This window comes from Pseudomonas sp. N-137, from assembly GCF_034555295.1.
Lineage (GTDB): Bacteria > Pseudomonadota > Gammaproteobacteria > Pseudomonadales > Pseudomonadaceae > Aquipseudomonas > Aquipseudomonas rhizophila.
In genome coordinates this window covers 336580-351882 of the sequence record NZ_JAXUDQ010000004.1, presented here as the reverse complement: position 1 = coordinate 351882, position 15303 = coordinate 336580, and the positions used below count along the sequence as shown (strand labels likewise).

The 15303-nt window shown below is 61.5% G+C and carries 13 protein-coding genes; 1 reads left to right on the top strand and 12 read right to left on the bottom strand.

The window, feature by feature from the left end:
- From T3A99_RS02055 to T3A99_RS02030, 6 genes are all read right to left on the bottom strand, one after another.
- The gene (locus T3A99_RS02055) at positions 1-912 is read right to left on the bottom strand and encodes a DMT family transporter (RefSeq protein WP_047227054.1); all 912 of its coding nucleotides are present in this window, start codon (positions 910-912) and stop codon (positions 1-3) included.
- A 112-nt stretch (positions 913-1024) separates the two neighbouring features.
- Positions 1025-2212: a cyanate transporter gene (locus T3A99_RS02050; protein WP_274089934.1), complete on the bottom strand. Its 1188-nt coding sequence runs from the start codon at positions 2210-2212 to the stop codon at positions 1025-1027.
- A gap of 126 nt (positions 2213-2338) precedes the next feature.
- A complete protein-coding gene (copD, locus tag T3A99_RS02045) occupies positions 2339-3265 on the bottom strand; it encodes a copper homeostasis membrane protein CopD (protein WP_274089933.1) in 927 nt (308 codons plus the stop codon).
- A gap of 1 nt (position 3266) precedes the next feature.
- On the bottom strand, positions 3267-3653 hold the full coding sequence (gene copC, locus T3A99_RS02040; protein WP_047227052.1) for a copper homeostasis periplasmic binding protein CopC: 387 nt from the start codon (positions 3651-3653) through the stop codon (positions 3267-3269).
- Between the two features lie 59 nt (positions 3654-3712).
- Entirely contained in the window at positions 3713-4615 is a 903-nt protein-coding gene (locus tag T3A99_RS02035; RefSeq protein WP_274089932.1) for a copper resistance protein B, read from the bottom strand.
- A 10-nt stretch (positions 4616-4625) separates the two neighbouring features.
- Positions 4626-6368: a copper resistance system multicopper oxidase gene (locus T3A99_RS02030; RefSeq protein ID WP_274089931.1), complete on the bottom strand. Its 1743-nt coding sequence runs from the start codon at positions 6366-6368 to the stop codon at positions 4626-4628.
- A gap of 393 nt (positions 6369-6761) precedes the next feature.
- Here T3A99_RS02030 and nadA point away from each other — a divergent pair, with 393 nt between their 5' ends.
- Positions 6762-7820, top strand: a complete 1059-nt coding sequence (gene nadA, locus T3A99_RS02025; RefSeq protein ID WP_047227049.1) for a quinolinate synthase NadA — start codon at positions 6762-6764, stop codon at positions 7818-7820.
- Between the two features lie 49 nt (positions 7821-7869).
- On the opposite strand, the gene T3A99_RS02020 is transcribed toward nadA, so the two are convergent.
- The 6 genes from T3A99_RS02020 to gcvH all read right to left on the bottom strand — a co-directional run bounded on the left by T3A99_RS02020 (position 7870) and on the right by gcvH (position 15033).
- A complete protein-coding gene (locus T3A99_RS02020; RefSeq protein ID WP_047227123.1) occupies positions 7870-8358 on the bottom strand; it encodes an RDD family protein in 489 nt (162 codons plus the stop codon).
- A gap of 99 nt (positions 8359-8457) precedes the next feature.
- Positions 8458-8670: a cold-shock protein gene (locus T3A99_RS02015; RefSeq protein WP_139049289.1), complete on the bottom strand. Its 213-nt coding sequence runs from the start codon at positions 8668-8670 to the stop codon at positions 8458-8460.
- Between the two features lie 392 nt (positions 8671-9062).
- Positions 9063-10187, bottom strand: a complete 1125-nt coding sequence (gcvT, locus tag T3A99_RS02010) for a glycine cleavage system aminomethyltransferase GcvT (RefSeq protein WP_274089930.1) — start codon at positions 10185-10187, stop codon at positions 9063-9065.
- Positions 10188-10226: 39 nt separating this feature from the next.
- A complete protein-coding gene (locus tag T3A99_RS02005) occupies positions 10227-11603 on the bottom strand; it encodes an L-serine ammonia-lyase (protein ID WP_107321979.1) in 1377 nt (458 codons plus the stop codon).
- Positions 11604-11789: 186 nt separating this feature from the next.
- Positions 11790-14639 (bottom strand): aminomethyl-transferring glycine dehydrogenase, encoded by a 2850-nt coding sequence (gene gcvP, locus T3A99_RS02000; protein ID WP_047227045.1) that lies wholly within the window; start codon positions 14637-14639, stop codon positions 11790-11792.
- Between the two features lie 10 nt (positions 14640-14649).
- Positions 14650-15033, bottom strand: a complete 384-nt coding sequence (gene gcvH, locus T3A99_RS01995; RefSeq protein WP_047227044.1) for a glycine cleavage system protein GcvH — start codon at positions 15031-15033, stop codon at positions 14650-14652.
- Between the last annotated feature and the right edge of the window lie 270 nt (positions 15034-15303).

The following is a 15303-nucleotide window of genomic DNA, read 5'->3' as shown; positions in this document are numbered from 1 at the left end:
TCAAGCCGTGACGGTTCTGGTGTTTCGGCTGCTGAGCACCAGTGCCAGCATGCCGATACCCACCAGGGCAGCACCGAGGATCTCGATCATCAGCGGTTGCTGCCTGAGCCAGAACCAGTGCAGTACGGTCACGAACAGGGTGCTGAGGTAGACATAGGAAACCACCGTGGACGGCGCGATTACCCCAATTGCCCGGTGCAACAGCCAGAAAGTGGCGAGGGTGCCGAACACGGCCAGGTACATCAGCCAGCCGATGTCCAGCGTCGACAACTGCAGAGCGCTGCGCCAGCCGCCGCTGAACAGGCAAAACACCAGCAGAAACAGCGCCCCGAACAGCATGTTCCAGAACGTCATCGTCACCGGGTCGCGGCCTTTCAGCGCGCGGACCTTGAACCGTTGGCTGAGGGGGGAATACAGCGCCATCGCCAGGCAACCGGCGCCGAAAACCAGCACGGGATAGAGCGCCGGCAATTGTCCCGGGGCCGAGCCCTTGAGGGTCAGCAACACTGCGCCGATCGCTGCGGTCGACATCGGCAGCAGGCGGGTCTTGAGGCTTGGGTTGGGCAGCAGAAATACCTCGAACAACAAGGTCATCAACGGCACCAGCGTGTACAGCGTCGCGGTATTGACCGCCGAGGTGTAGCGCAACGCTTCGAACAACGAACCGAAGTACGTTGCCAGCAACAGGCCAAGTACGGCATGGGCCAGCAGGCCTTTGCCGGAGACCGGCGAGGTGTTTTTCAGCAGTAAGAGCGGCAGGAACATCAGGGCGGAAAACAGCAGTCGCAAGCCGGTGAGCAGGATCGGATCGATTGACTGACTGACCTGCGCCGCGGCAAAGAACGACGCTGCGATCAGGATTGCCCAGATGAGCATGCCCCAGTGAGCGGCTGCGAAACCGACGTTTTTCATCAAGGTTCTATTCCTGCTTTCAAATACCGGAACGTCATGAGGGACAAATCGGCCGGCTGTCATGGTGAGTGTGAAAAACAGGGCCGCAGTCAACTGCAGCCCTTTGACGCCACTAGCTGATATGTCGCGCGTAGTGTTTGGGATTGAAGCGCAGGACCATCACGATCATCAGCGCCATGACCGCGGTGAGCGACCACCAGGCCCATTCGAAGCTGCCCAACTGATCGCGGATCATCCCGGCAATCAACGGCGAGAGGCCGGCGATCAGGTAGCCGATACCTTGCACGAACGCCGTCAGACCACCGGCCCGACGTGGGTTGTCCAAGTGATCGAGGGATACGATCAGGCTCATCGGGAACAGACCGCCAATGCCCAGCCCCAGCAGGCAAGGCCACAACAGGCTGAAGCGGTCCGGGCTGAGGATCAGGCCGCAGAACCCCGCGATGATCAGGGCCAGCAAAACCGCCAGGACCAGGCGCTTATCCTGGCTGCGGTTGGCAATCGCCGGGGTGACGAGGCCGGACAATACTTCCATCGCGGTGAGGAACCCCAGCAGCAGGCCGGCGTGCTGTTCGCTCCAGCCTTTTTCCACGTAATACGGCGCCAGCCACGCCAGCACGCAGGTGTAGGAGGCGGTGCCGAGGCCGAAGAAGATCGCTAGCAGCCAGGCCCGCGAATTGCTGAAAAACGATTCCTGGCGCTGCGCCGGGGCTGCGGGCAAAGGCGTGACGGCCGCGCGCTGGGCGTACCAGCAGCCCAGGGCGATCAACGCCAGCAGTGCCCAGATCGCCAGGCCGATACGCCAGCTGCCGGTCTGCGCCAGGACGAACGGTGAAAACGACGCCGCAAGTGCCGCGCCGCCCATGATGGACGTGACGTACAGGCCCATGAACAACGAGACATTGTCGGCGAAGCGCGATTTGATCAGTGCCGGCATCACGGCCTGGATCAGGGCGATACCGATCCCCGCCAGCACCGCACTGACAATCAGCTCGGCGGCGCTGTCCAGGTACAGGCGCGATGCCGTGGCGATGCCGATGATCAGCAGCGACAGCACAATGGTGCGGTGCTCACCGATGCGCAGGGCAATGCGCATGCCCAAGAACATCGCCAGGCCCATGGCCATGACCGGCAACATGGTCAGTAACGAAGCGGTGCTGAAACTCAGCGGCACCTCGCCGCGAATGGCTGATAACAATGGCCCGACCGCCGCCATAGAGGGGCGCAGGTTCAGTGCCACCAACACCACGCTGACCATCAGCCAGACGGCGTGGGTGCTTGAAGTTCGAACGTTTTCCATAACAGAGCCTTGCTGGATAAAGCTCCATTTAGGCTGGGATGTGAGGGGTGGGGCAAACTGAAATCTGGTGGGGGGTATTTAAAAATCAGGTGCACTCCAAACCCCTGTTCAGCGGAGTCAGTCGTGCTATTCCATCGCCGGACTCAACGTCCCGAGCCATGCCACCAACGCCAGTATTACCACCGCCACGGACAATTCCAGAGCCATGCTGCGCCGCAGGGCATTGACCGCCACGCTGTGCTCCCCGGTCTGCCGAGCCTGTTCCAGCAACGGGCTCAGATGAAAACGATTCAGCGCGGCAAACACCAGCATCGCCGCGAACAACACGACTTTAAGCGCCAGCAATTGACCATAGGTGCTATCCAGCAGCCCGTCGACGCGAGGACCGACGATGAACAGATAGTTCACCACCCCTGTCACACTGATCACCACCACAATCACCGCCCCGGCTGTTTCAAACCCGGTCAGGGTTCGCGCCAGGACCGGCAGCCGGTGTTCAGCACGGCGAAGTAGCAGGGCAAACGCAGTCAGGGCGCCCACCCAGCCGCCCGCCGCCCACAGGTGCAGAAAATCGGTGATGAAGTGCCAGTTACGGCGCAGGCCTTCGTCCATGGCGCCATGCCCGGCCCAGGCCAGTGTCGCCAGGGCCACGGCACCGCTGAGGGTGACCAGCCACAAGCTGACGGTCGGTGCCGGGTGGTTCAGGGCCACAGCAATTGTCGCCAGCAACAGCGCCGCGATCCGAACACGCCAGCTCACACCCACGTCGGTCTCGAACACCATCATTTCAATGTGCGGCAACAGCTCGTTCCAGTCGGTGACGCCGCTCATGGCCCAGGCCATGCACAGCATGGCGGCCACCGACAACAGCACGCCAAACAGCGCTGTGGTCAGCACAAGTGCTTTGAAGTGCACCACCACGCCCGAGATCCGCTCTGGACCGCGCAAGCTATACAGACCGAACGCGGCCAGGCCGAACAACACCATCAGATCCAGGTACAGGGCCAAGCGCAGAACAATGTTGAGCAGGTCAATGTTGATCGAGGCGCTCAAGTCACTTCACCTTGAACGTGACATTGCCGGTAATCGGGTGAGTATCGGACGACACCGCGCGCCACTGGACCTGGTAGGTGCCGGTGGTGAGCGGAGCGTTCGGGGTAATGACCATGGTTTTGGGGTCATCGCTGCCGGAGACCTTGGCCTTCATGGGCATGGGCGAGTGCGCCGACATGCCGGGCATCCCGGTCATGACCAGCTTGGCGCCGGAGAACTTGGTCATCAGGTTCTCGGAAAAATGCAGTTCGATCTTTGCCGGCGCCGCACCTTCAGCACCTTCGGCGGGCGTGGAGGAAAGCAGCTTTGGGTGCGCTTGGGCCAGGCCACTGATTAACAGGCCTGTGGACAGCGCGACGGTGACTACAGCGGTTCTGATAAATGACATGCAAGGACTCCTACAGCTCAGGTTTCTAGTTTTTTAGTTGACTGCGATTACAAACACCCTCAGAACCACATGCGCACGCCCAGCACCAGGCGTGCCTCGCTGCGGTCTTCGTTCTCTTCCCGGGCGTAGTCGGCAGTGTTGCCGTAGACGCGGTTCCAGGTGACGCCGATATAAGGGGCGAACTCACGGCGGATTTCGTAGCGCAGCCGCACACCCACTTCAGTGTCCGACAGCCCGGAGCCGACACCGCGATCGGGATCGTTCTTGCCGTAAAAGTTGGCTTCGGCGGTGGGTTGCAGGATCAGACGATTGGTCAGCAGGATGTCGTAGTCGCCTTCCAGGCGCACCGCACTCTGACCGCCTTCGCCGATGAACGCGGTGGCCTCGGCTTCAAAGTTATACAGCGCCATGCCCTGTACACCGAAGGCGGCCCAGGTTTGCGGGTCGCCCGGCTTGAAATCCTGGCGCACGCCGGCGACCACGTCCCACCAGGGGCTGACGGCATGCCCCCACAGGGCCTGGAGTTCGGCTTCCTCGGTCTTGCCGTTGGTGCGTTCGCCTTCGGAGCGCAGCCACAAGCGATCGATGTCGCCGCCGATCCAGCCCGAGGCGTCCCAGCTCAGGGCACTGCCATCATCGGCGTCTTGCCATTCCAATTGGTCGATGAGCAAGAATGAATGGATGGCGCTGTCATGCACGGCATGGCCGCCATGGTCTTCGTAGACGGCGGCGCGGTCGGCGTCGGTCAGCTCGGGAATCGACGTGCGGCTGCTGGTGGGGGCCGATTGCATCGGTTCCATACCCTGCATCGAGTCCATGCCTTGCATCTGGCTATGGTCCATCCCCTGCATCTGGCTGTGATCCATGCCTTGCATGGCATCGCTCGCGGCCCAGGCCGAGCCAGTGGCGCCCAGGGTGAGGCTGGCAAAAAGTGCCAGGGGGTAGTGAAAAATAGTGGTCATGGTCGGCTCCTCATTCCTGCACCCGAACTTCACGGAACATCCCCATCTCCATGTGGAACAGCAAGTGGCAGTGATATGCCCAGCGTCCGAGGGCGTCGGCGGTGACCCGGTAACTGCGTTTGGAGCCCGGCGGCACATCGATGGTGTGTTTACGCACCATGAACTGGCCATTCTCGTCCTCCAGATCGCTCCACATACCGTGCAGGTGGATGGGGTGAGTCATCATGGTGTCGTTGATCAGCACGATGCGCAGGCGCTCGCCGTACTTGAGCAGCAGCGGTGCGGCATCGGAGAACTTCACGCCATTGAACGACCAGCTGAATTTCTCCATGTGGCCGGTCAGGTGCAGTTCGAGGGTGCGGCCCGGTTCACGCCCGTCGGGGTCGGGGAACGTGCTGCGCAGGTCCGAGTAGGTGAGGACCTTGCGACCGTTGTTGCGCAGGCCCATGCCCGGGTCGTCGAGCTTGGGGCTGACGCTCATGGCCTGCATGTCCACCAGCGGATTGTCTTTTTCGGAGTCTGGATGGGACAGCCCGTCGTCCATGCCTTGCATGGAGCCGTGGTCCATCCCCGCCATCTGGCTGTGATCCATGCCCGCCATGCCCGCCATGCCTTGCATCGATCCGTGATCCATACCACCCATGCCCATGTCGTCCATGGTGACCAGTGGCCGTGGATCCAGCGGCGGCACCGTTGCCGAAAGACCGGAACGGGTCGCCAGGGTGCCGCAGGCGTAGCCGGTGCGATCCATCGATTGGGCAAACAGCGTATAGGCTTCTTCGCTTGGCTCGACGATAACGTCATAAGTTTCGGCCACGGCGATGCGCAGCTCATCGACGCTCACCGGTTTGACGTACTGTCCGTCGGACGCCACCACGGTCATTTTCAGGCCGGGGATGCGCACGTCGAAATAGGTCATGGACGAGCCATTGATCAAGCGCAGGCGAAGGCGTTCGCCGGGTTTGAACAGACCGGTCCAGTTCATGTCCGGCGTCTGGCCGTTCATGAGGTAGGTGTAGGTGGCGCCACTGATGTCGGCCAGGTCGGTGGGGTTCATCTTCATTTCGGCCCACATCTTGCGATCGGCCACGGTGGCGGCCCAGCCGTTCTTGCCGACATCGTCAATGAAATCACCGACGGTGCGTTTGTTGTAGTTGTAGTAGTCCGATTGCTTCTTGAGCTTGCGGATGACATCGGCGGGGTCTTCGTCGGTCCAGTCGGTGAGCATCACCACGTAGTCGCGCTCGTACTGGAAGGGCTCGGGCTCCTTGGCGTCGATCACCAGTGGGCCGTAGACCCCGGACTGTTCCTGGAAGCCGGAATGACTGTGGTACCAGTAAGTACCGTTTTGCCGGACCTTGAATTGATAGACGTACATGCCATCGGGCTCGATGCCCTTGAAGCTCAACCCCGGCACGCCGTCCATGTTGGCCGGCAGCAGAATGCCGTGCCAGTGGATGGAGGTTGGATCTTTCAAACGGTTGCGCACCCGCAGGGTCACGGTGTCACCCTCACGCCAGCGCAGCAGCGGGCCGGGGATGCCGCCGTTGATGGTCTGGGCGATGCGCGGATTGCCGGTGAAGTTGACCGGGCTTTCGCCGATGAACAGGTCGAACTCGGTGCCCGTCAGTACATTGGGTTGGCCGGGGCTGGTGACCGCCCAGACGGGCGCGCGCCACAAGCCCAGGCCAGCCAGGATGCCGCCGGCAGTCAGGCCTTTTACGAAGGTTCGCCGGGAAGTATTTGATTGCATGCCGTTTGAAGTCCGTCAGTCGATTTGCAGCGAGCACAGGGGCGTCCGTGTGCAGGGTTGAAAGAAAGATGACACAGGCGGGAACGCGAAGTGATTACATTTCAGTCAGGTTGACGCGGCTGTGAGAGCAAGGCTTGCTCGCGATGAAGGCCATGCGGTTTTTCAGAAATCGAGGCGCCAGCTTCGCGGGCAAGCCTTGCTCCCACAGATAGAGCGCTGGCCACAGGGCACAGGTCAGAATGATCTTTTGCAACGGCGGGTTATTCTGTAGCCTTGCCGGCTTCACGCTATACCGTGCCTGATTGATACCCACTTTCCCGGCGGTACCCGAGTGGTCCGGAGCCGGGTGTATACTCGACTTTCGCGCAAAACGCGCCTGCAGGTCTTGCGAACATGACGCAAATTTCCGAACGCCTTCTGGTTCAGGCCCATCTCGACGCCAAACAGCCCAAGCCGCTGACCGCCGAGCAAGAGGCCTGGTACCGCGCCGCCATCGCCGCCGAGCTCAAGGCTCAGGATGCGGTGCTGGTCGCGCACTTCTACTGCGACCCGATCATCCAGGCCCTGGCCGAAGAGACCGGGGGCTGTGTGTCCGACTCCCTGGAAATGGCCCGCTTCGGCAACGCCCATCCGGCCAAGACCGTGGTGGTGGCCGGGGTCAAGTTCATGGGCGAGACCGCCAAGATCCTCAACCCCGAAAAACGCGTATTGATGCCGACCCTGGAAGCCACGTGCTCCCTGGACCTGGGTTGCCCGGTGGAGGAGTTCTCGGCGTTCTGCGACCAGCATCCGGAACGCACCGTGGTGGTGTACGCCAACACGTCGGCAGCGGTCAAAGCCCGGGCCGACTGGGTGGTGACGTCCAGTTGCGCACTGGAAATCGTCGAGAGCCTGATGGACAACGGCGAGACGATCATCTGGGGCCCCGACAAGCACCTGGGCACTTATATCCAGCGCAAGACCGGCGCCGACATGCTGCTCTGGGACGGCGCCTGCATCGTTCACGAAGAGTTCAAGTCCAAGCAGTTGGAGGACATGAAGGCGCTGTACCCGGACGCCGCGATCCTGGTGCACCCTGAGTCGCCAACTTCGGTGATTGAACTGGCCGACGCGGTGGGCTCCACCAGCCAGTTGATCGCCGCGGCCCAAAGCCTGCCAAACAAAACACTGATCGTCGCCACTGACCGTGGCATCTTCTACAAGATGCAGCAGTTGTGCCCCGACAAGGTCTTCATCGAAGCCCCCACCGCCGGCAACGGCGCGGCATGCCGCAGTTGCGCGCACTGCCCGTGGATGGCGATGAATACCCTGGAGCGCACGCTCAAGAGCCTGCAGGAAGGCACCAACGAGATATTCGTCGACCCGGCGCTGATCCCCCAGGCCATTCGCCCGCTCAAGCGCATGCTGGACTTCACTCAGGCGGCGCGGATGAAGCTGGCGGGCAATGCCTGAAGGTAGCTCCAAGTTGCAAGCTGCAAGTCCAAAGCTTGCAGCTTGCGACCTATTTCTTTTTCTTGGGAATTCGCACCAGCTGCGTATCCGAGTAGATGTCATGCCAGGTGCGCTTGCGCTTGTCGAACAGCGACCAGATGAAGCCCAGTCCCACCAGCAGCAATGAGGCGATCGACACGACAAATCGCAACAGGGCCTGCCACAGACTGATCGCCGTGCCATCGGCGTTCTGCACGCGAATGCACCACACCTGCATGCCCAGGGTCTGGCCGTTGTGGGTCCAGAACTTGGCGAAGAAGCCGAACAGCACGAAAAGCAGCACGGTGGACAGTAGCGGGTCGCCGTCCAGTGCGCCGGCGTCGGTGAGGGCGCGCATTTTTTCTTCGCCGATGATCGCCATCTGAATCATCTTGTAGACGCCGCCAGTGACGATCAGCAGGGCTGTGCACAGCAAAAAGTCATAGAACATCGCGGCCAGGCGACGGCCCAGGGTGGCGGGAGGGAACTCGCCTTGGGGGATGAGCAGGTGTTTGGGCATGACGGCCTCGGACGAAAAAGAGGCCATTTTACGGATTTACGCCCATAAAAAAGCCCCTGATATCAATCAGGGGCTTTTTTAATGCGCAAAAGCTACAACCTATGGGAGGGGTTCCACTTGGTCGGCCTGCATGCCTTTTTGGCCCTGCACTGCGACGAAAGTGACTTTCTGGCCTTCCTTCAGGCTTTTGAAACCGGTGCCCTGGATGGCGCGGAAGTGCACGAACAGATCCGGACCGTTTTCAGGAGTGATAAAACCAAAACCTTTTTCGTCGTTGAACCACTTGACGGTACCGCTCTGACGATCAGACATTTTCTTATTTCCTTGACGCTAAATTAATGACAGCCTCTTCCACATGAAAGAGTACTGGGGCTGGGTTGCAGGAAAGTAAGAGACGTCGAGCGGGATGTAGCGAACTTCATAAGCTACTGCCCAGGTCACGGTTCCAAGCGACCCATGCAAACACAGTGATCAAACTCTACGCCAACTATGAACAAAAAAACAACCCCCTCTGAAGGCCCGTATTTGCTCGGCATTCTCGTATTTATAGGGGCTGCGGGCTGGGGCTTATTCGATAGGCTAGTTCAATTGTTTTCAACGTTATAGGTGCAATTTCAATATCGAGTAGATGCACCTTTTTATGGCGGTTGCGTTACACATTAGTGCACGTATAACGCAACCGCGTTACGTATAGAAACAGTCAATCAACCGCGGTAGTAGCGTTGTGGAACAAATGGCATTTTGCTTACAAGCAAAGGCACTTTTTTCCCACGCACGATGGCCCAGACTGGCGTATCCAGTGCGACATAGGCGCTGTCCAGGTAACCCATCGCCAACGGAGCGCCCAGGGTCGGGCCGAAACCGCCGCTGCACACCGTACCGATAATCTCGCCCGCTTCGTCGACGATCTCTGCACCTTCGCGCACGGGGGTGCGTTCCTGGGGCAGCAGGCCGACGCGTTTGCGCTTCACGCCGCCCTGTTGCTGGGCGAACACGGTTTCAGCGCCCGGGAAACCACCGGCCCTGACGCCATCGGCGCGGCGGGCTTTAGAGATCGCCCACAGCAGGCTGGCTTCGATCGGGGTCGTTTCGGTGTTCATGTCGTGGCCATAAAGGCACAGGCCGGCTTCCAGGCGCAGGGAGTCGCGAGCGCCCAGACCGATGGCGGCCACTTCCGGCTCTGCCAGTAGGGCGCGGGCCAGCTTTTCGGCCTCGGCGGCGGGCACCGAGATCTCGAAACCGTCTTCACCGGTGTAACCCGAACGGCTGACAAAGCAGTCCATACCCAGCAGCGTGACGCGCTGGAACTGCATGAAGGTCATCTTCGCCACGTCTGGCGCCAGTCGTGCAAGCACGGTGACGGCGGCCGGGCCTTGCAGGGCGAGCAGGGCGCGGGCTTCGAACAGTGGCTCGATGCTGCACTGGTCGCCGATATGGGCGCGCAGGTGGGCCAGGTCCTGCTCCTTGCAGGCCGCGTTGACCACCAGGAACAGCTCGTCGTTGCCCAGGTTGGCGACCATCAGGTCGTCGAGGATGCCGCCGTTTTCGTTGGTGAACATGGCATAGCGCTGCATGCCCACCGGCAGGTCGATGATGTCCACCGGCACCAGGGTTTCCAAGGCTTTGGCGGCATTTGCGCCGCTCAGGCGGATCTGGCCCATGTGGGACACGTCGAACAGCCCGGCCTGATCGCGGGTGTGCTGATGTTCTTTCATCACGCCCAATGGGTATTGCACCGGCATGTCATAGCCGGCGAACGGCACCATGCGGGCGCCGAGTTCGAGGTGCAGGGCGTGCAACGGGGTCTTCAGCAATGGTTCGGTGGACATATCAGCTCCTGGAAAAAATGTAGAAGTGAGGCAAGCGCATCAGCATTCGATGATGTTGACCGCCAGACCGCCGCGGGCGGTCTCCTTGTATTTGCTTTTCATGTCGGCGCCGGTCTGGCGCATGGTGCGGATGACTTTGTCGAGGGAAACGAAGTGATGCCCGTCGCCGCGCATGGCCATGCGCACCGCATTGATGGCTTTCACCGAGCCCATGGCGTTGCGCTCGATGCACGGCACTTGCACCAGGCCGCCGATGGGGTCGCAGGTCAGGCCGAGGTTGTGTTCCATGCCGATTTCGGCGGCGTTTTCCACTTGCTGCACGGTGCCGCCGAGCACTTCGCACAGGGCGCCGGCGGCCATGGAACAGGCCACGCCGACTTCACCCTGGCAACCGACTTCGGCGCCGGAGATGGAGGCGTTTTCCTTGTACAGGATGCCGATGGCGGCGGCGGTCAGCAGGAACCGCACGACGCCATCTTCATTGGCCCCAGGGATGAAGCGCATGTAGTAATGCAGTACGGCCGGGATGATTCCCGCCGCGCCGTTGGTCGGCGCGGTGACGACGCGGCCACCGTAGGCGTTTTCTTCGTTGACGGCCAGGGCATACAGGTTGACCCAGTCCAGCACCGACAGCGGGTCGCGCAGGGCAGCTTCCGGGTTCTTGCACAACTGACGGTGCAGCGCCGCCGCCCGGCGCTTGACCTTCAGCCCGCCCGGCAGAATGCCTTCGTTGCGGCAGCCGGCCGCCACGCAATCCTGCATCACCTGCCAGATCTTCAGCAGGCCGGCGCGGGTTTCGGCTTCGGGGCGCCAGGCACTTTCGTTGGTCAGCATCACCTGGCTGATGGACAAGCCATAGGTGGTGCAGTGGCTCAACAAGTCCTTGGCGCTTTTGAACGGGAAGGTCAGGGGGGTGGCATCTTCGACGATACGGTCGGCGCCGGCAGCGCTTTCGTCGACGACAAAACCACCGCCTACCGAGTAATACTCGCGGCTGCGCACCTGCAGGCCCGCCGCATCGAAGGCGCGGAAGATCATGCCGTTGGGATGAAAAGGCAGCGGCTTGCGAATCATCGCCAGGTGCAGTTTTTCGTTGAATTCAATGCAGTGTTCACCCAGCAGGTTCAGGCGCCCGTTGCTGCGAATCTCTCGCAAGCGGGCGTCAACCGTTTCAGTGTCCACGGTATCCGGGTGTTCGCCTTCCAGACCCAGCAGCACGGCCTTGTCACTGCCGTGGCCTTTGCCGGTGGCGCCGAGTGAGCCGTAGAGCTCGACCTTGACGCTGGCGGTGGTGTTGAGCAGGTCATCACGACGCAGCCCTTCGACGAAACGGGCAGCGGCACGCATCGGGCCGACCGTGTGGGAACTGGAGGGGCCGATGCCGATTTTGAACAGGTCGAACACGCTTAACGACATGGTGTTTCTCCGGTTTCTTTTTATGAGGATCGACGGTTTAAGGTCTGGCATAGATCCTTGTGGGAGCGAGCCTGCTCGCGATAGCGGAGTGTCAGGCAACATCTCTATTGGCTGTTACGCCGCTATCGCGAGCAGGCTCGCTCCCACAGAGGATGCGGAGGGCTGGTAGATCGCCCTCCGCTCAGGTCAAGCGTAGCTTTCGATCGACGGGCAGGCGCAGACCAGGTTGCGGTCGCCGAACACGTTGTCGACCCGGCCCACCGGCGGCCAGTATTTGCCGTCGATCAACGACGCCACCGGGTACACCGCTTGTTCGCGGCTATAGGGGTGGGTCCACTCGCCGACGATTTCCGCGGCGGTGTGGGGGGCGTTTTTCAGTGGGTTGTCGTCTTTGTCCAGGCTGCCGTTTTCCACCGCGCGGATTTCTTCGCGGATGCAGATCATGGCGTCGCAGAAGCGGTCCAGTTCTTCCTTGGATTCGCTTTCGGTCGGCTCGATCATCAGCGTACCGGCCACTGGGAACGACATGGTCGGGGCGTGGAAGCCGAAGTCGATCAGGCGCTTGGCCACGTCATCGACGCTGATGCCGCTGCTGTCCTTGAGCGGGCGCAGGTCGAGGATGCATTCGTGGGCCACCAGGCCGTTGCTGCCGGAGTAGAGCACTGGGTAGTGTTCTTCCAGACGGCGGGCAATGTAGTTGGCGTTGAGGATTGCCAACTGCGAGGCACGCTTGAGGCCCGCACCGCCCATCATGCGGATGTACATCCAGGTGATCGGCAGGATGCTTGCGCTGCCAAATGGCGCCGCGCACACCGCGCCTTCCTTGCGCGCCATGTTGGCGTGGCCCGGCAGGAACGGTGCCAGGTGGGACTTGACGCCGATCGGGCCGACACCCGGGCCGCCACCGCCGTGAGGAATGCAAAAGGTCTTGTGCAGGTTCAGGTGCGACACGTCGCCACCGAACTTGCCCGGGGCGCAGAGGCCGACCATGGCGTTCATGTTGGCGCCGTCGATGTACACCTGGCCGCCGTTGTCATGAATGATCCCGCAGATTTCGCGGATGCCTTCCTCGAACACACCGTGGGTGGACGGGTAGGTGATCATCAGCGCCGCGAGGTGTTCGCGGTGCTCGGTGGCCTTGGCCCGCAGGTCTTCGATGTCGACGTTGCCGCGAGCATCGCAGGCGGTCACGACCACACGCATGCCGGCCATGTTGGCGGTGGCCGGGTTGGTGCCGTGGGCCGACGATGGGATCAGGCAGATATCGCGACGGTCTTCGCCACGGCTCTGGTGATAGGCGCGGATCGCCAGCAGACCGGCGTATTCACCCTGGGAACCGGCGTTTGGTTGCAACGACACCGCGTCGTAACCGGTGGCAGCGCAGAGCATGGCTTCCAGTTCGTCGGTCAGTTGCTGGTAGCCGGCGCTCTGTTCGGCGGGGGCGAACGGGTGCAGGGCGCCGAACTCGGCCCAGGTCACCGGGATCATTTCGCTGGCGGCGTTGAGTTTCATGGTGCAGGAACCCAGCGGGATCATGGTGCGATCCAGGGCCAAGTCCTTGTCGGCGAGCTTGCGCAGGTAGCGCATCAGCTCGGTTTCGGAGTGATAGCGGTTGAACACCGGGTGGCTGAGGACCGCCGACTGGCGCACCAGCTCGGCCGGGATACGGCTTTGCACGGTGGCGGCCAGGGCGGCGAAGTCCGGCAGGGCCTTGCCGTCGGCCAACAGGCTCCACAACGTTTCGACGTCAGCCTGGCAGGTGGTTTCGTCCAGGGACAGGCCCAGGCGTTCAGCGTCCACCACGCGCAGGTTGATGCGCTGGGCACGCGCCTTGTCGTGCAGGGCGGTGGTTTGCGCGCCGGTGTGCAGGGTCAGGGTGTCGAAAAAGCTGTCCTGCTCGACAGCCAGGCCCAACGCGCCCAGGCCCTTGGCGAGGATCGCGGTGAGGTGGTGGATGCGGTTGGCGATTTGAGTCAGGCCTTTAGGGCCGTGATACACGGCGTACATGCTGGCGATGTTGGCCAGCAAGACCTGGGCGGTGCAAATGTTGCTCGTGGCTTTCTCGCGACGGATGTGTTGTTCGCGGGTCTGCATCGCCAGGCGCAAGGCCGGCTTGCCGAAACGGTCCACGGAAACACCCACAAGGCGGCCCGGCATATCGCGCTTGAAGGCATCCTTGGTAGAGAAATACGCCGCGTGTGGGCCGCCAAAGCCCAATGGCACGCCGAAGCGCTGGGCGCTGCCGATGGCCACGTCGGCGCCGAACTCACCCGGTGCCGTCAGCAGGGTCAGGGCCAGCAGGTCTGCGGCGACAGCGACCAGGGCGTTGGCGGCATGGAAGCGTTCGGTCAGTTCACGGTAATCGAACAGGTCACCGTTGCTGGCTGGGTATTGCAACAGCGCGCCGAAGAAACTGCCGACATCGGTCAGTTCGCGTTCGTCGCCCACGACCACGTCGATGCCCAAGGGCTCGGCACGGGTGCGCAGCACATCGAGGGTTTGCGGGTGGCAATGGCGGGAAGCGAAGAAGGCATTGCTGCCCTTGTTCTTGCTCAGGCGCTTGCAGAAGGTCATGGCCTCGGCCGCGGCGGTGGCTTCGTCCAGCAAGGATGCGTTGGCGATCGGCAGGCCGGTCAGGTCGCTGATCAAGGTCTGGAAGTTCAGCAGCGCTTCGAGACGGCCCTGGGAAATTTCCGGCTGGTAGGGGGTATAGGCGGTGTACCAGGCCGGGTTTTCCAGCAGGTTGCGCAGGATCGGCGCTGGCGTGTGGCAGTTGTAGTAGCCCTGGCCGATGTAGGTCTTGAACAGTTGGTTCTTGCCGGCGATGGCCTTGATCGAGGCCAGTGCATCGGCTTCGCTCTGGCCGTCGCCCATGTCCAGCACGCTGGTGCCCTTGATGCTTTCCGGAATGACGCTGGCGCTCAACGCTTCCAGGGAGTCGTAGCCCAGGCGCTCGAGCATGGCTTGCTCGTCGCTGGCTCGCGGGCCGATGTGGCGGGCGATGAATTCGTTGGCGGTGCCGAGATTAACGGTCATGTTGCGCTCCTCAGGCTTCGGCGTTGGCTTTGATCAGGCGGTCATAGGCGTCCTGATTCAGCAGTTGGTCAACTTGGGTGGCGTCGGCGGGCTTGAATCGGAAAAACCAGCCTTCGCCCAGCGGATCTTCGTTGACCAGTTCCGGATTGCTTTCCAGGGCCGGGTTCACTTCCAGCACTTCTCCGTCCAGCGGCATGTACACACCGCTGGCGGCTTTCACCGATTCCACGGTAGAGGCTTCGTCACCCTTGGCGTAGCTTTGCAGTTCCGGTAACTGAACATAGACCACATCGCCCAAGGCGTTCTGGGCAAACGCGGTAATACCGACGGTAACGCTGCCGTCGGCTTCAGTGCGCAGCCATTCGTGATCTTCAGTGAAACGCAACTCGCTCATGGAAACTCCTGGGGCCAGATTCGTCTGGTGGACGCGAAGAAAGGCGCGGGGCTTGGCCCGGCCGAATGGTTATATCCTTAGCAAGAATGCGGCCAATGCTGATAAATACTTATATATCAATGGCTTACTTGGTTCTGTCGAGCGCAGGCTGTATTGAGCTGTAGCGAAAACGCTACAGCTATACGCCTGGAAAAAATCGTTGTGGGATCAAAGCCTTGCGCGGCGCAGCTTAGCGCCAAGTGTATCGATATCGTTCCGCTGTAGCGCTTT